The organism is Caulobacter zeae, from assembly GCF_002858925.1.
Taxonomy (GTDB): domain Bacteria; phylum Pseudomonadota; class Alphaproteobacteria; order Caulobacterales; family Caulobacteraceae; genus Caulobacter; species Caulobacter zeae.
On the sequence record NZ_PJRS01000031.1, the window covers coordinates 26,518 to 42,086 of the forward strand.

The 15,569-nt window shown below is 69.0% G+C and carries 15 protein-coding genes; 6 read left to right on the forward strand and 9 right to left on the reverse strand.

The genetic code is table 11. The features are described 5' to 3' along the window. Nucleotides 1–3 precede the first annotated feature (3 nt). A complete protein-coding gene (locus SGCZBJ_RS15715; RefSeq protein ID WP_101718934.1) occupies nucleotides 4–816 on the reverse strand; it encodes a universal stress protein in 813 nt (270 codons plus the stop codon). A gap of 180 nt (nucleotides 817–996) precedes the next feature. Between SGCZBJ_RS15715 and SGCZBJ_RS15720 the strand changes: the two genes are divergently transcribed. The 4 genes from SGCZBJ_RS15720 to SGCZBJ_RS15730 all read left to right on the forward strand — a co-directional run bounded on the left by SGCZBJ_RS15720 (nucleotide 997) and on the right by SGCZBJ_RS15730 (nucleotide 3,114). Then, on the forward strand, nucleotides 997–1,638 hold the full coding sequence (locus SGCZBJ_RS15720; protein WP_101718935.1) for a YfbR-like 5'-deoxynucleotidase: 642 nt from the start codon (nucleotides 997–999) through the stop codon (nucleotides 1,636–1,638). Continuing rightward, on the forward strand, nucleotides 1,635–2,633 hold the full coding sequence (locus SGCZBJ_RS15725) for an NUDIX hydrolase (RefSeq protein WP_101718936.1): 999 nt from the start codon (nucleotides 1,635–1,637) through the stop codon (nucleotides 2,631–2,633). Before SGCZBJ_RS15720 ends, SGCZBJ_RS15725 begins: the two co-directional genes overlap by 4 nt. A 64-nt stretch (nucleotides 2,634–2,697) precedes the next feature. Beyond that, nucleotides 2,698–2,847 carry a hypothetical protein gene (locus SGCZBJ_RS25695; RefSeq protein WP_165799340.1) on the forward strand — a complete coding sequence of 50 codons (150 nt, stop codon included), beginning with the start codon at nucleotides 2,698–2,700 and terminating at the stop codon, nucleotides 2,845–2,847. A 45-nt stretch (nucleotides 2,848–2,892) separates the two neighbouring features. Continuing rightward, nucleotides 2,893–3,114 carry a hypothetical protein gene (locus tag SGCZBJ_RS15730; RefSeq protein WP_101718937.1) on the forward strand — a complete coding sequence of 74 codons (222 nt, stop codon included), beginning with the start codon at nucleotides 2,893–2,895 and terminating at the stop codon, nucleotides 3,112–3,114. Nucleotides 3,115–3,327: 213 nt separating this feature from the next. Here SGCZBJ_RS15730 and glyS read toward each other — a convergent pair whose 3' ends face one another. The 4 genes from glyS to SGCZBJ_RS15750 form a co-directional block, all read right to left on the reverse strand. Further along, nucleotides 3,328–5,322, reverse strand: a complete 1,995-nt coding sequence (glyS, locus tag SGCZBJ_RS15735; RefSeq protein ID WP_101718938.1) for a glycine--tRNA ligase subunit beta — start codon at nucleotides 5,320–5,322, stop codon at nucleotides 3,328–3,330. Between the two features lie 5 nt (nucleotides 5,323–5,327). Then, nucleotides 5,328–6,224, reverse strand: coding sequence for a glycine--tRNA ligase subunit alpha (locus SGCZBJ_RS15740; RefSeq protein ID WP_101718939.1), 897 nt, complete (start codon nucleotides 6,222–6,224; stop codon nucleotides 5,328–5,330). A 99-nt stretch (nucleotides 6,225–6,323) separates the two neighbouring features. After that, nucleotides 6,324–7,349: a fasciclin domain-containing protein gene (locus SGCZBJ_RS15745; protein ID WP_101718940.1), complete on the reverse strand. Its 1,026-nt coding sequence runs from the start codon at nucleotides 7,347–7,349 to the stop codon at nucleotides 6,324–6,326. 95 nt (nucleotides 7,350–7,444) lie between these two features. After that, nucleotides 7,445–7,795, reverse strand: a complete 351-nt coding sequence (locus SGCZBJ_RS15750) for a DMT family protein (protein WP_101718941.1) — start codon at nucleotides 7,793–7,795, stop codon at nucleotides 7,445–7,447. Nucleotides 7,796–8,111: 316 nt separating this feature from the next. On the opposite strand from SGCZBJ_RS15750, the gene SGCZBJ_RS15755 reads away from it, so the two are divergent. Both SGCZBJ_RS15755 and SGCZBJ_RS15760 read left to right on the forward strand, forming a co-directional pair. Then, nucleotides 8,112–8,450 (forward strand): P-II family nitrogen regulator, encoded by a 339-nt coding sequence (locus SGCZBJ_RS15755; protein WP_035046383.1) that lies wholly within the window; start codon nucleotides 8,112–8,114, stop codon nucleotides 8,448–8,450. A gap of 28 nt (nucleotides 8,451–8,478) precedes the next feature. Further along, nucleotides 8,479–10,008, forward strand: a complete 1,530-nt coding sequence (locus tag SGCZBJ_RS15760) for an ammonium transporter (protein ID WP_101718942.1) — start codon at nucleotides 8,479–8,481, stop codon at nucleotides 10,006–10,008. A 199-nt stretch (nucleotides 10,009–10,207) separates the two neighbouring features. Here the strand turns inward: SGCZBJ_RS15760 and SGCZBJ_RS15765 are convergent, their stop codons facing one another. The 4 genes from SGCZBJ_RS15765 to SGCZBJ_RS15780 form a co-directional block, all read right to left on the reverse strand. Continuing rightward, nucleotides 10,208–10,852, reverse strand: coding sequence for a peptidylprolyl isomerase (locus SGCZBJ_RS15765; protein WP_101718943.1), 645 nt, complete (start codon nucleotides 10,850–10,852; stop codon nucleotides 10,208–10,210). Nucleotides 10,853–10,984: 132 nt separating this feature from the next. Beyond that, a complete protein-coding gene (locus SGCZBJ_RS15770; protein WP_101718944.1) occupies nucleotides 10,985–11,866 on the reverse strand; it encodes a 4-(cytidine 5'-diphospho)-2-C-methyl-D-erythritol kinase in 882 nt (293 codons plus the stop codon). Between the two features lie 37 nt (nucleotides 11,867–11,903). After that, the gene (locus SGCZBJ_RS15775) at nucleotides 11,904–13,643 is read right to left on the reverse strand and encodes a tetratricopeptide repeat protein (protein ID WP_101718945.1); all 1,740 of its coding nucleotides are present in this window, start codon (nucleotides 13,641–13,643) and stop codon (nucleotides 11,904–11,906) included. A 182-nt stretch (nucleotides 13,644–13,825) separates the two neighbouring features. Continuing rightward, the gene (locus tag SGCZBJ_RS15780) at nucleotides 13,826–15,499 is read right to left on the reverse strand and encodes an electron transfer flavoprotein-ubiquinone oxidoreductase (protein ID WP_101718946.1); all 1,674 of its coding nucleotides are present in this window, start codon (nucleotides 15,497–15,499) and stop codon (nucleotides 13,826–13,828) included. Nucleotides 15,500–15,569 lie beyond the last annotated feature (70 nt).

Below are 15,569 nucleotides of genomic sequence, written 5' to 3' on the forward strand. Positions count from 1 at the left end.
TGGTCAGTGCGACAGGAAGAGCGACGGGCCGTCGGCGTTCAGCAGGCTGCGCGTCGTGCCGCCGAAAATGAACTCCTGAAGCCTCGGGTGCCCGAAGGCGCCGGCGACCAGGAAGTCGGTGCCCTCCGCCCTCGCCGCCTCGAGCAGCAGCTTGGCCGCGTCGTGCGAGCCTTCCAGCACCCGCACCTGGGCGGCGACGCCCCGCGCGGCCAGGAAGTCGACCATCCGGGCCAGTTCGAAGCTGCGCGACGAGGCCGCCGGCGCGCCGGCCACCACCACCCGCGAAGCCTTCTGCAGCAGCGGCAGCGCCGTGCGCAGGGCGCGGCTGGCCTCCTTGCCGCCGTCCCAGGCCACCAACGCCGTCCCGCCGACCTTCAGCCCCTCGCGGGCCACGACCACGGGCCGCTGCTCATCGGCGATCATCTGCTGGAAGGCCTCGGCCAGCGGGCCCTTGCCGCGCGCGGCGGCGCTGTCGAACACGATGACGTCCGACAGCCGGCACTCCATGGCCAGACCCGCCCAGACGGGCGATTCCAGCGTGGTCACGCGCGACTTCGGATAACCGACCGCCGCGACCATGGTCTCGACGGCGTGCGCGCCCTCGACGGCGGCCTCCTTCAGGCTCTCCAGGGCCGTGACCTGCACGCCGCCCATGAAGCCTTCGCCCATCCACGGCATCAGGTCGGCCACGTCTGCCGGGGCGTGGACGGCGGCCAGTTCGGCGTCGAAGGCGCCCGCCAGCACGGCGGCGGCCCGCAGCACGCCCTCGTCAGGCTTGGCTCCCGCCAGCGGCGCCATGATCCTTGCCCAGCTCATGATCCATCCTCCATTTCCCTGACGCGTGACGGTCGTCGAAACCGGTAACCACTTTCGACTGTCACGCTCCTCGGTACGCATTTCCAACAAACGCATTTCCACAGGCGTCGGGCCGGGCCATCATTGATCTTCATCAAGCGATGCGGCACTCAAACCACCTTCACCATAAGGAACGATCTCGTGGCCAAAGGGCTGCATAAGAGCCCTCCGAGGGCGTGGCAGCGGATGCTGTCGGGACGCCGGCTGGACCTGCTGGATCCCTCGCCCATGGACATCGAGATCGAGGACATCGCCCACGGCCTGGCGCGCGTGGCTCGCTGGAACGGCCAGACGATCGGCGAGCACGGCTTCTCGGTGGCCCAGCACAGCCTCGTCGTCGAGGAGATCGCCGCCCACATCAAGCCCGACCTGGAGCCGCGCTGGCGCCTGGCCGCGCTGCTGCACGACGCCTCCGAATACGTGATCGGCGACATGATCAGCCCGTTCAAGGCGGCGCTGGGCGTGTCTTACAAGGACTTCGAGGCCCGGCTGGAAGACGCGATCCACATCCGCTTCGGCCTGCCGGTGAAGACTCCTGCGCCAATCAAGAAGCTGATCAAGCAGGCCGACCGCGCCTGCGCCTTCTTCGAGGCCACCCAGCTGGCCGGCTTCGAGCACGGCGAATCCCTGTCGATCTTCGGCGCGCCGCCGGCCGGCTACGACCTGAAGATCACGCCCCTGCCCCCGTTCGAAGCGCAAGGACGCTACGTCCAGCGCTTCCACGTGCTGTCCAAGGCGGCCGGCTACGAGTCGGCGCCGGGCGAAGCCTTCGAGACCGAATGACGGCTCCGCCAGCAGCCTCTTCCGGCATCGTCATCGGCCTGTCGGCCGTGGTTGTGGCCGTGCGCGACGGCGAGGTCGTGGTGCTGACCGTACGGCCGCACGACGCGATCACCGACATCGCCTCGCCCCTGCCCGGCCTGCCCTTCGGCCCCTTCGACCCCGAGGGCCACCGCACCTTCGAACTGGCCCTGCGCGCCTTCGTCACCGAACAGACGCGGTTCCAGCTGGGCTATGTCGAGCAGCTCTACACCTTCGGCGACAAGGGTCGCGACGCCCCCCGGGCCGAGGTCGGCGCCGGCGCGGCGCGTGTCGTCTCGATCGGCTATCTGGGCCTGACGCCCAAGGCCACCGACACGCAAGCCCCCGACACCGCCTGGGCGCCGTGGACCCGGTTTTTCCCCTGGGAAGACTGGCGCGCCGGCCGCCCGGCCCTGCTGGACGAGGCCATCGCCCCGGCCCTGCGCCGCTGGGCCGGCGACGACGCCGACCGCCTGTCGCGCGCCCGCCTGGCCTTCGCGCTGGACGGCGCCCCCTGGAACGAGGAACGGGTGCTTGAGCGCTACGAGCTGCTCTACGAGGCCGGCCTGGCCCCCGAAGCCGCCCGCGACCGCGCCCGCGCCGACGGCCACGACCCGGCCGAGCCGGTCGCCCTGTCGGCCGCCTTGGGCGAGCCGATGATCTCCGACCACCGGCGGATCCTGGCCACGGGTCTCTCCCGCCTACGCGGCAAGATCAAGTACCGCCCCGTCGCCTTCGAACTGATGACCGCCGAGTTCACCCTGTCGGCCTTGCAGCGCACCGTCGAGGCCATCGCCGGCGTGCCGCTGCACAAGCAGAACTTCCGCCGCGTGGTCGAGCGCGAGGACCTGGTCGAGGGCCTGGGCCGCCTCGACAGCGAGACCGGCGGCCGCCCGGCCGAGCTGTTCCGCTTCCGGCGGGAGATCCTCGGAGCGCGGCAGGCCGGCGGACTGTCGCTGCCGCTGCTGCGGGAATAGCCCCACCCTACTTCCCGTCATTCCCGCCCTTGTGGCGGGAATGACGGAAGAAATGGAGCAACGGTTGACGCTCGCCGCAACCTGCGGCCGACTGCGGGCCATGAAACTGGACAAGTCCGTCGTCATCGGCGCGATCGCCGCCGTCCTCCTGCTCGCCGTCGGCGGCGGTCTGGTCGCCTACGTGGTGCGCGACACCGCGTCCGAAGAAACCTAGGACAGCGCCGACGACCAGCTGGCGATCGCCGGCGCCAAGATCGCCGTGCAGAACCGCTTCCCCGAGGCGACCTCGGTCAATTTCGGCAAGATCTTCACCCACCAGGACGGCGAGGTCGTCTCGGTCTGCGGCGACGTCGACGTGCAGCAGCCGCAGGACAGCTTCGACGGCCCCGAGCGCTTCGTCTGGTCCGACGGCGCGCTGGTGGTCGAGGAGGCCGACGGCACGGACGCCGTCAGCGCCAAGTGGGCGGACGTTTGCGAGTAGAGGGAGAACCTTCCCCCTTCAGGGAGAGCTGTCGGCAAAGCCGACTGAGGGGGAAGTTCCTGCGACCCCGGCAAATGCCGCGGCGGCTGAAAACGTCCCCCCCCTCCGGCCCTCTGGGCCACCTCCCCCCAAGAGGGGGAAGATCTTAAGCGCTAAGATGCTCCCCGTCTGGGGGAGCTATCGCGGAGCGACTGAGGGGGCGCGCGAAGCGCCCTACCCCGCAACCAACCCGAAATCCGCCACCTGCCCCATCGCCGCGCGGACGGCGGCCAGGGTCTTGAGGCGGTTGTCGCGGTGCTCGGGATCGTTGACGAAGACGCCGTCGAGATAGGCGTCCACTGGACCGCGCAGCTCGGCCAGCTGGGCCATGGCGCCGGTGAAGTCTTCCTTGGCCAGAGCGTCCTTCAGCGGGCGGTCCAGCAGGCGCAGGGCCTGGTACAGCCCAACCTCGGCGGCGCTGTCGGCGGCCGGCTCTTCGGCCTGGCCTTCCGGCAGCGGGCCCTTCTTCTCCTCGGCCTTGAGGATGTTGGAGGCGCGCTTGTAGCCGGCCAGCAGGTTCTTGCCGTCGTCGGTCTTCAGGAAGCCGTCCAGGGCCTCGACCCGCGCGACGATGCGCGCGAGGTCGTCGTCGCCCAGGGCGAACACGGCGTCCACCAGGTCGTGGCGCTTGCCCTGGTCCTTCAGGGTCACCTTCAGGCGGTCGGCGAAGAAGGCCAGCAGATCGTCCTTGCCGAACTTGGCCAGCGGCAGGCGCAGGCCGTTGTCGAGGATGATCCTGATCACGCCCAGCGCCGCGCGACGTAGCGCATAGGGATCCTTCGACCCCGTTGGCTTCTCGTCGATGGCGAAGAAGCCGACCAGGGTGTCCAGCTTATCCGCCAGGGCCACGGCCACGCTGACCGGCGCGGTCGGCACGGCGTCGGACGGCCCCTGCGGCTTGTAGTGGTCCTGCACGGCCGCCGCGACCTCGGCGTCGAGGCCGAAGTGGCGGGCGTAGTAGCCGCCCATGACGCCTTGCAGCTCGGGGAACTCGCCGACCATCTGCGAGGTCAGGTCGGCCTTGGCCAGGCGCGCGGCTTCCTTGGCCTTGGCGACATCGGCGCCGACCAGGGGCGCGATCTCGCCGGCCAGGGCGACGATGCGCTCGACGCGCTGAGCCATGGTGCCCAGCTTGGCGTGGAAGGTCACGCCCTCCAGCTTGGCCAGCCACGGCTCGAAGCCGGTCTTGACGTCCTCGTCCCAGAAGAAGCGGGCGTCGGCCAGGCGCGACGACAGCACCTTGGCGTTGCCCGCGGCGATCACCTTGCCGCCGTCCTTGGCCTCGATATTGGCCACGGTGATGAAGTGCGGCGCCAGGCCCGCCTGCCCCGGCTTGCGCACGGCGAAGTACTTCTGGTGGGTGCGCATCGAGGTGCGGATCACCTCGGGCGGCAGGTCGAGGAACGACGGGTCCATGTCGCCCAGCACCGGCGTCGGCCATTCGGCCAGGCCCGCAACTTCCTCGAGCAGGCCGATGTCCTCGACCAGTTCCAGGTGACGGGCGAAGCACAGGGTCTTGCAGCCCTCGAGGATGCGCTCCTTGCGCTCCTCGACGTCGAGCACGACGAAGTGAGCCTCCAGGCCCGCCACGTACTCGTCGAAGTCCTTGGCCGTGAAGGGCTTTGCGTCACCCATGAAGCGGTGACCCTCGGTGACGTCGCCGCTGACGATCCCGTCGATCTCGAACGGCACGACTTCGCGGTCCAGCACGCAGAGGATACGCTTGAGCGGACGCACCCAGCGCAGCTTGCCTGTGCCCCAGGTCATCGACTTGGGCCAGGCGAAGCCGCGGACGATGGCTTCCACCATCTCGGCGACGATTTCGGCGGTCGGGCGGCCCTTCTTCTCGACGAAGGCCATCCAGACGCCGTTCTGCTCGACCAGTTGGTCCTGCGTCAGGCCGGCTTTGCGCAGGAAACCGTCCATGGCCTGCTGCGGGGCGCCGACGCGGGGCCCCTTGAGCTCTTCCTTGCGGTCGGCCTGGGCCAGCGGCAGGCCTTCGGCCACCAGGGTCAGGCGGCGCGGACCGGCGAAGGTCTTCAGGGCCTCGGGCAGGAAGCCGGCGGCGGCCAGGTGTTCGCGCGCCATGCGCTCCAGGTCCTTGGCGGCCTGGCCCTGCATGCGGGCGGGGATCTCTTCGGAGAACAGTTCGAGAAGCAGTTGGGGCATCGGAGTTACGCGGCTTCCTGCAGCTCGACCCACTTCTGGGCGCACATCCTACAAAGGTCGCGGATGCGGCCGATGTAGGAGGCGCGCTCGGCGACGGCGATCGCGCCGCGGGCGTTCATCAGGTTGAAGAGGTGGCTGGCCTTGAGGACCATGTCGTAGGCGGGCAGGACGAGCGTCTCGTTCTTGTAGGAGCGGGCCAGCATCAGCGGCACCTGCTGCTCCATCTGCTCGAACTGCTGCTTCAGCACCGCCACGTCATAACCGTGGAAGTTGGCTTCCGACTGCTGGCGCTCGTTGGCCAGGAAGACGTCGCCATAGGTCAGCGCGCCCAGCGGCGAGTCGGGATCGTTGAACGGCAGGTCGTAGACGTTGTCGACGCCGAACACGTACATCGCCAGGCGTTCCAGGCCGTAGGTCAGCTCGCCCGCCACCGGGTTCACGTCCAGGCCGCCGACCTGCTGGAAGTAGGTGTACTGGCTGACTTCCATGCCGTCGCACCAGACTTCCCAGCCCAGGCCCCAGGCGCCGACGGTGGGGTTTTCCCAGTCGTCCTCGACGAAGCGGATGTCGTGGGTGCGCAGATCGAGGCCGATGGCCTCCAGCGAGCCCAGGTACAGGTCCTGCATGTTGGCCGGGTTCGGCTTCAGGATCACCTGGTACTGGTAATAGTGCTGAAGACGGTTGGGGTTCTCGCCATAGCGGCCGTCGCCCGGACGGCGCGAGGGCTGCACATAGGCCGCGTTCCACGGCTTGGGGCCGAGCGCGCGCAGCACGGTGGCCGGGTGCAACGTCCCCGCCCCCACTTCCACGTCGTGCGGCTGCAGGATCACGCAGCCCTTTTCGCTCCAGTAGTTGTGGAGCGTCAGGATGAGGCTTTGAAACGATTTGGGGGCGGCGGGCATGACGTCCGAACAGGGGCCTGAAAAAAGTCGGCGGACCATAGGGCCCGCCGACTGTCGCTTCAAGCGAAGTGGACGTCGTTTGTCACTTCGTCCTGGTTGTTAGTTCCCCTTGGCGCTCGAACGCTTGCCCGCGCTCGACATCGGCGCGCCGTAGGCCTTGCGGTTCTCGGGCGTGTCGGCGACCGGCGGGTTGGAGACGACGTTGGCGTCGCCCGCCTTCAGGGTCGCCTGCTGCTCGGGGGCCATCGACGAGGCCGCCAGCGTCGCCGAGGTCGGCGCGGCCGTGCCGGTGTCGGCGGCCGGGGCCGTCGTGGCGGCGGTCGGGTCAGCCGGCGCCGGCGAGGTCGTCGGGTTCATCGCCTGGTCGGCCGGAGCGTCGGTGGCCGAGGGCGTGGTCGCCTGGTCCGGGGCCGGAGCCGCGGCGGGCGCGGCCTGGGCGGCGACGTCGGCGCCGGCGTCGGTCGCCGCCATGGCGTCGCTGTTGGTCGTGGCCGAGGCCATGCTGGTGGCGGCGTCATCCGTCGCGGCAGCGGCGGCCTGGATCGGCACGTCCTTGGGGATCAGCACCTTGTCGACCACGTGCAGCACGCCGTTGGTGGCCATCACGTCGGCCTGCACGATATTGGCGCCGTCGACCATGGGGCTGGCGCCGCTGCCGTCCAGGGTCACCGACGAGCCCTCGACCGTCTTCACCTCGCCCTTGGCGCCGGTGATCTTGGTCGAGTCCACCTTGGTGTTGATCACGTGGTAGGTCAGCACCTTTTGCAGTTGGGCGGCGTTGGCCGGCTGCATCAGGCGATCCAGCTCACCGGCCGGCAGGGCCGCGAAGGCCGCGTCGGTGGGCGCGAACACCGTCAGGTTCGGATTGCTCTTCAGCACGCTGGTCAGGTTGGTGGCGTCCAGGGCCTTGAGGAAGGTCGTGAACTGGCCCGACGCCTGTGCGGTGGCGATAAGGTCGCCGTTCGGGGTCACCTTGGCGGCCGGGGTCGCCGGAGCCGAGGTCGCGGCCGGCGGCGCGGCGGCCGGCGGCTGGGCCGGCGCCGCGGGATCGGGGGTCTGGGCGATGGCGACGCCCGACAGCAGCGCCATGGCCGCCGCGGCGGAGAGGAAGCGCGTCACATACATGGCCTGGTCCTTTCGCTTGAAACTCAGGCCGGCTTTACGCTCCAGATTGCGACTCCGTTGCAGCCGATCACGGGTTCGTGATCCAGACTTCGCCCTTACTTGAAAAAGAACACCAGCGCAGCTCCGGCGAAAATCAGCACGAAGCCCAGCATCGTGGTCCAGCGAATGGCCTCGCCCAGATAGAAATACGAGAACAACGTGAAGACGATCAGGGTTATCGCTTCTTGGCCCGTCTTAAGCTGAGCCGTGGAATAGACGCCATGGCCGATGCGGTTGGCGGGCACCGCCAGCATGTACTCGGGAAGCGCGATCAGCCAACTGCTGAGGATGGCCACGGGCAGAGCCAGCGGCTTGCCCTTCAGGTGGCCGTACCAGGCGTAGGTCATGAACACGTTCGAGCAGATCAGCAGCCCCCACGGGGCGATCTTGGCCCACAGGGGCGTCATCGGAGAATCCTTCGGAACGGCGGAAGAGCGGTCATTGTAGACGTTGCGCGACGCCCCGCGCCACGGCGGCGCTGGACGACGCATTTGCTGTAGAAGCGCGCAAACTGAGCGACCGATGATACTTTTTCGGGCGCCTTGCCTCTTTCCTTTCCAATTGCCTACCGCGCGGGCCCGCTCAAGGAACCGTGGCCGATAGCGTGCGAGCGCCGGGGAAACGACGCGGCCGCTACCGGCGGCGTCGCGGTGATCGAGTGAGCAAATCCGCTCTAGCCATCAACAAGGGGGGTCCGCTTCAAAGCGGACCGGAGCAAGCCGGATGAAACTGATCATAGCGGTCGTCAAACCCTTCAAGCTGGACGAGGTCCGCGAGGCGCTGGTCGCCGCCGGCGTCGAAGGCCTGACGGTGTCGGAAGTGAAGGGTTACGGCCGCCAGAAGGGCCAGACCGAGATCTATCGCGGCGCGGAGTACCAAGTGAACTTCGTGCCGAAAGTGAAGCTGGAAGCCGTGGTGGACGATGCGTCCGCGGCCAAGGCGGTCGAAGCGGTCAAGGCCGCCGCGGCCACGGGCAAGATCGGCGACGGCAAGATCTTCGTCCTCAATGTCGAAGAAGCCGTACGCATCCGGACCGGCGAAACCGGCCCGGCCGCTCTGTAACGATCGTCGGGGAAAGGGGATACCAACGATGAAACTGACCTTTAAGCCGCTGGCCGGGCTGATGCTCGCCGCGACGCTCGCGGGGGCGCCGCTCGGGGCCACCGCCTTCGCCCAGGAGGCCGCTCCGGCCGCCGCCGCCGCGCCCGCCGAGGCTGCGCCGGCGCCTGCCGCCGCTGCTCCGGCCGCTGCTCCGGCCCCGGCCGCCGCTCCCACCATCGTCGACAAGCAGGACAAGGGCGACAACGCCTGGATGCTGACTTCGGCGCTGCTGGTCCTGCTGATGATCCTGCCGGGCCTGGCCCTGTTCTACGGCGGCCTGGTCCGCTCGAAGAACATGCTGTCGGTCATGATGCAGGTCTCGACCGTCGCCCTGATCGGCTTCGTCGCCTGGTTCCTGTGGGGCTACAGCTTCGCCTTCACCGACGGCGGCGCCTGGGACAGCTACGTCGGGGGCCTGGGCCGTCTGTTCCTCAAGGACGTGACGCCCTCCACCACCGTGGCCACCTTCTCGACCGGCGTCGTGATCCCGGAACTGACCTTCATCGCCTTCCAGTCGACCTTCGCCGCCATCACCGCGGCCCTGGTGGTCGGCTCGCTGGTCGAGCGCATGAAGTTCTCGGCCATCGTCGCCTTCGCCGTGCTGTGGCCGCTGCTGTCGTACTATCCGATGGCGCACATGGTCTGGTGGTGGCCGGGCCCGAACGCCATCGCCCTCGATCCGGAAGGCGTGGTCAAGGCCGGTAAGATCTGGAGCTTCGGCGCTCTCGACTTCGCCGGCGGCACCGTGGTGCACATCAACGCCGGTATCGCCGCCCTCGTCGGCGCCCTGATCCTCGGCAAGCGCCAGGGCTACGGCAAGGAGCCGATGCCCCCGCACTCGCTGACCCTGACCCTGGTGGGCGCTGGCCTGCTGTGGGTGGGCTGGTTCGGCTTCAACGCCGGTTCGAACCTGGAATCGAACGCCTACGCCTCGCTGGCCATGGTCAACACCTTCGCCGCCACCGCCGCCGCTGGTCTGTCGTGGATCATCGTCGAGTGGATCACGCGCAAGAAGCCGTCGGCCCTGGGCCTGGCTTCGGGCATCGTGGCCGGTCTCGTGGCCATCACCCCGGCCGCCGGCTTCTCGGGCCCGATGGGCGCGATCCTGCTGGGCCTGGTGGTCTCGCCGATCTGCATCATCTTCTGCTCGGCCGTTAAGAACGCCCTGAAGTACGACGACAGCCTGGACGCCTTCGGCATCCACGGCGTCGGCGGCATCGTCGGCGCCATCGGCACCGGCCTGGTCGTCAACCCCGCCTGGGGCGGCGCCGGCGTCGTCGACTACATGTCCTGCGCCAAGGATGGCGACATCTCGACCTGCGACACCGCCACCTACGACCTGGTCACCCAGGTGGTCGCCCAACTGAAGGGCGTCGGCCTGACCATCGTCTGGTCGGCCATCGCCTCGGCCATCGTCTTCTACGTGATCAAGCTGGTGATCGGCCTGCGCGCCTCGCCGGACGCCGAAGAAGAAGGCCTGGACATCTCCGAACACGGGGAACGCGCCTACCACAGCTGAGCCCTCGGGCTCCGCTGAAGGCGGTCCAAAAGAAGGGCGCGGAAGCTTCGGCCTCCGCGCCCTTTTTCTTTGCCCGGTCGTTGAGATCGGCGTGTGATCCTCGCCCTTCGACAAGCTCAGGATGAGGATCAATTCAACGCCGCGCCTGATCTGAAAACCTCTTCCTGAGCTTGTCGAAGGACGAGGTTTTCACTCTCCGCTACGGAACCCGCCTGGCCGAGATGATCTTCAGCGGCGGATCGATGATCTGGCCGGTCATCACCGGATTGATCGCCTTGCCCGGCGTCGGCAGCGCCAGGATCTTCTGGGCGACGTCCATGCCCTCCACCACCGTGCCGAAGGCCGCGAAGCCCTGATTGTCGCCGGACGCGGCTGGATTGGCGTCCAGACCCGGCGCGTCGCCGATCAGGATGAAGAAGTCAGAGGTCGCCGTGCCCGGCGCATTGCGGGCGATCGAGACGGTTCCCGACACGTGCTTGAGGCCGGTCTTGGTGGTCGGCTCATGGGCGATCGGCGGCAGCACGCGCTTGGGGTCGCCCTGCACCCCGCCCTGGATCAGGCCGTACTCCGGCGCGCCCGGCGCCCGCGAGGCCCGGAAGAAGGTCGCGCCGTCATAGCGCTTCTGGTCGACATAGCGCAGGAAGTTGGCCGTGGTGATCGGCGCTTCCTTGGTGTGCAGCTCGATGACGATCCGGCCCAGCGGCGTCTCGACGGCGACCCGCGTCGGCGGCTTGGGAGCCGGCTGGGGCGGCGCGGCCGGCTGAGGCGCGGGAGCGGCTTCCTGGGCATGCGCCGAAGTGGCGGCGGCCGCGGCTGCGGCGGCGAGGAACAGGCGGCGGTGCATGCGAAACTCCCTAGGCTTGAAGGATCTTGGCCCGAAAACCCCGCCCTTCGACAAGCTCAGGGTGAGGTTTTCTACTGAACGGTCCTTGCTCCTCATCCTGAGCTTGTCGAAGGACGAGGAGCACGCAAGGACTCAGAACGGGCCGCCCAACCGGCACCGCTTCACCCACCAGTCGGGCCGCATGGTCTCGACCCGCTCGGCCAGGCCCTCGGCCTCGATGTCGCTCTCACAGAGCGCAAAGCAGGTCGCGCCCGAGCCCGACATCCGCGCCAGCAGCGCCTCGGGCTCGCCGGCCAGCAGTTCCAGCACCTCGCCGATGCGCGGCTCCAGGGCCACGGCGGGCGCCTCGAGGTCGTTGCGAGTCATGGCCGCCAGCCAGGCGCAGACCTCCTCGGCGCTCTCGAAGGCGTCGGGCGTGGGCGGCGGGGCCTCGCCGCGCGGATCGACGGCCGCGTCGTAGGCGCGATAGACCGCGCCGGTCGGCGACGGGACCAGCGGATTGACCAGCACCGCATGCAGCTCCGGCAGCGCGGGCGCGGGCGACAGCCGCTCCCCCCTGCCCCGAGCCAGCACCGGGGCGCCCCACAGGCACGGCACGCCATCGGCGCCCAGCGCGCCGGCCACGGCCTCCAGTTCGGCGTCGGACAGGTCGTAGCCCAGCGCCTCGCGCAGCAGCCTCAGGGCTGCGCCGGCGTCGCTGGAGCCGCCGCCCAGGCCGGCCGCGATCGGCAGCGCCTTGTCGAGGATCAGCCGCAACGGCGGCGCGGGACCGCCGACGGCCGCGTGCAGCCACCAGGCGGCCCGGACGACCAGATTGCTGTCGTCGACGGGAATGTCGCGCCCGAAACGGCCCGTGGTCTCGAACACCGGCGCGTCGGCCGGCTGGATCGAGACGGTGTCGCCGACATCGGCGAAGACCATCAGGCTCGACAGAGGATGATAGCCCTCGGCGTCGGGGCCGCCGACGTGCAGGAACAGGTTGACCTTGGCCGGGGCGAAGGCGGAACGGCGCATCGAGGGATCCGAAAGCTTGGGCGGGCTGGCGCTAGACCTACAGCGCGTTGGCGCCGTTGGCCACGGTCGGGGCCTTGGCGGGACCCTTGCTGCCCAGGCCGTCCTTCAGCTTGGCCTCGGCGGCGGCCTTCTGCTCGTCGGTCGGCTCCAGGCTCAGCACCCGACGCCACTGGAACTGGGCTTCGGTCTTGCGGCCCAGGCGCCAGTAGACGTCGCCCAGGTGGTCGTTGATGTCCGGGTCGCCCGGCTCGATCTCGATCGCCTGCTCCAAGAGCTCGACGGCGGCTTTGTCGTCGCCCAGGCGGTGATAGGCCCAGCCCAGCGAGTCGAGCATGGCCCCCGACTGCGGATTGGCCTTCACGGCCTTCTGCACCATCGACAGCGCTTCGGGCAGGCGCTCGTTGCGGTCGATCCACGAGTAGCCGAGATAGTTCAGCAGTTCCGGCTCGTTCGGATTGAGCTCCAGGGCCTTTTCCAGGTCGCGCTCGGCGTCGGGCCAGCGGCCGGCGCGCTCCAGCGACACGCCGCGCATGTAGAGCAGGCGCCAGTCGGGCTTGTCCTTCTCGGCCTCGACCAGCGGGTCGATGACGGCCACGGCGTCGGCCCAGCGGTCGTTGGCCCGCAGCAGGTCGGCATAGACGAGCTGCGCCGAGCGTCCCGCCTCGGGGGCCTTGGCGGCCGCCTCGGCCACGGCCAGGGCCTCGTCCTTGTCGCCGGCGTTCTGCAGCGTCCAGGCGATCTTGCCCTGGGCGGCGGCATAGCGGGCCGAACCGGTGGGGATCTTGGCGTAGGCTGCCCGGGCGCCGTCGATGTCGCCGCCCTGGTCCAGCAGGTCGCCGACCATCAGCAGCGCGTCCTCGCGCTTGGGGTCCAGGTGCAGGGCCAGGCGCAGATAGGCCAGGGCGAACTGGCTCTGGCGCTCGCTGGTGAACACCGCCGCGCAGGCGACCAGCGTGTTGGCCGCGCCCTGGCGGCCGGTGACCAGGGCCGGCGGCGCCTTGCGGGCCACTGCCCGGGCCCGGGCGTCCAGCAGGGCCGTGTCGTTGGGGGCCTCGGCCAGGATGGAATCGTAGAGGGCGACGGCCTCGTCGCGACGCTTGCGGCGCTCCAGGAACGCCCCGTAGTCGAGGGCGAACATAGGCCGGACGGTCGCGACCTCCATCAACGCCTTGTAGTCGGCTTCGGCCTCGGCGTTCTTGCCGGCCCGCTCGAAGATCTCGGCGCGGCCGAGCTGGCCGAAATACTGCACCAGGCGATCGTTGCGCAGCTCCGGCAGCACCTGGGCGGCGGCCGCGTCGCCGGCGGCCTGGGCGGCCCACGGCGTCAGCAGGGCCACGGCCGGACGGTGCGGGAAGCCCAGGGCCGGGTCGGCCAGCAGCGCCTGGGCGTCCTTGCCCTTGCCGCGCGCCAGGGCGTCGACAGCCACGGTCAGCATGCCCAGGCGGCGCACGCCCTCGGTCCCGCCCTCGGCCCGCGGCGCCAGCTCGGCGGCGCGCGTGACCTCGCCGGCCAGCAGCGAGGCGGTGAAGGCGCGCTCGCCCAAGAGGCCCGGGTCTTCGCCCAGATTGCGGGCGGCCTGGAAATAGGCGGCGGCCTGGTCGCTGCGGCCGTCCTCCAGCGCGGCCTGGCCGGCCAGGAACTGGCCATAGGCCGAGCGGCCGTTCCACGGCGCGGTGTTCCAGCCCTCCTGCGACCCGCGCATCGCGGGCTCGGTGGTGGCGCAGGCGGCCAGCACGGCGGTGGAAGCCAGGGACAGGAGGACTCGAAGACGCATCATCCCGCCACCCTCTTAGGTTTCAGGGTTTCGGGCAAGCGTGGAAGGAACCTCCCCCTGTGGGGGAGGTGATCGCGAAGCGATCGGTGGGGGCGAGTGATTGCGAAACCGGCAGACCGGCAGCAAGCTGAAAACGTCCTCCCACCGGCCTTCGGCCGCCTCCCCCAGGAGGGGGAGGTTTCAAATCACATGTTCGGATAGTTCGGGCCGCCGCCGCCTTCCGGCGTGGTCCAGACGATGTTCTGCGACGGGTCCTTGATGTCGCAGGTTTTGCAGTGGACGCAGTTCTGGGCGTTGATCTGGAACTTCGGATTGGCGCCCTGCTCGTCGTACAGCACCTCGTAGACGCCGGCCGGGCAGTAGAGGCGCGCCGGCTCGCCGTACTTGGGCAGGTTGACGTCGATCGGGATCGACGGGTCCTTCAGCTTAAGGTGCGCCGGCTGGTCTTCCTCGTGGTTGGTCGCCGACAGGAACACGCTCGACAGCTTGTCGAAGCTGATCACGCCGTCGGGCTTGGGATAGACGATCGGCTCGTAGTCCTTGGCCAGGCCCGTCGAGGCGGCGTCGGTCTTGTCGTGCTTCAGCGTGCCGAAGAACGAGAAGCCGCCGAAGAGGTGCGTGCACCACATGTCGAACATGCCGAACGCGCCGCCCAGGGCGGTGCCCAGCTTGCCCAGCAGCGGCTTGGCGTTGCGGACGACCTTCAGCTCCTTGGCGACCCACGACTTCTCGAAGGCGGCCTCGTACTCGACCAGGGCGTCGCCCTCGCGGCCGGCGGCGATGGCCTTGAACGCCTCTTCGGCGGCCAGCATGCCGGTCTTCATGGCGTTGTGGCTGCCCTTGATGCGCGGCACGTTGACGAAGCCGGCCGAGCAGCCGATCAGCACGCCGCCCGGGAACGACAGCTTCGGGATCGACTGGTAGCCGCCCTCGGTGATGGCCCGCGCGCCGTAGGCGATGCGTTTCCCACCTTCCAAGTGGGGGCGCACGGAGGGGTGCTGCTTGAAGCGCTGGAACTCGTCGAACGGCGACAGCCAGGGGTTCTTGTAGTTCAGGTGCACCACGTAGCCGATGGACACGTAGTTGTCCCCGAAGTGGTACATGAAGCTGCCACCGCCCGTCTGGTTGTCCAGCGGCCAGCCGGTGGTGTGCTGCGCCAGGCCAGGCTGATGCTTGTCGGCCGGGATCTGCCACAGCTCCTTGATGCCGATGCCGTACTTCTGCGGCGACTTGCCGGCGCTCAGGTCGAACTTGGCGATCAGTTGCTTGGCCAGCGAGCCGCGCACGCCCTCGGCGATGAACACGTACTTGCCGTGCAGCTCCATGCCCGGCTGGTAGTCCGGCTTCTCGTGGCCGTCCTTGGCGATGCCGACGACGCCGACGACGACGCCCTTCAGCGAGCCGTCCTCGCGCCAGACCATGTCCGAGGCGGCGAAGCCCGGATAGATCTCGACGCCCAGCTCCTCGGCCTGGGCGGCCAGCCAGCGGGTGACATTGCCCAGCGAGGCGATGTAGCAGCCGTGGTTGTGCATGAACGGCGGCATGGCGAACATCGGCAGGCCAAGCTCGCCCTGCGGGCCCAGCAGCAGGAACTTGTCCTTGGTGACCGGGGTCTCGAGCGGCGCGCCCTTTTCCTTCCAATCGGGGATCAGTTCGTTCAGCGCCTTGGGATCGATGACCGCGCCCGACAGGATGTGGGCGCCGACCTCCGAGCCCTTTTCGACCAGGGCCACACTGACTTCGGTTCCGGCCTTCTCGGCCATCTGCTTGAGACGGATGGCCGCCGACAGACCCGCCGGGCCGCCCCCGACGATGACGACGTCGTATTCCATCGACTCGCGTTCGAGGACTTCGCTCATGGCTTCTCCCGCCCCAGGCTCTGCGCGGAGCCTGCCTTCTTCCTGTTTGAGTCGGACTTTATCCGAACGT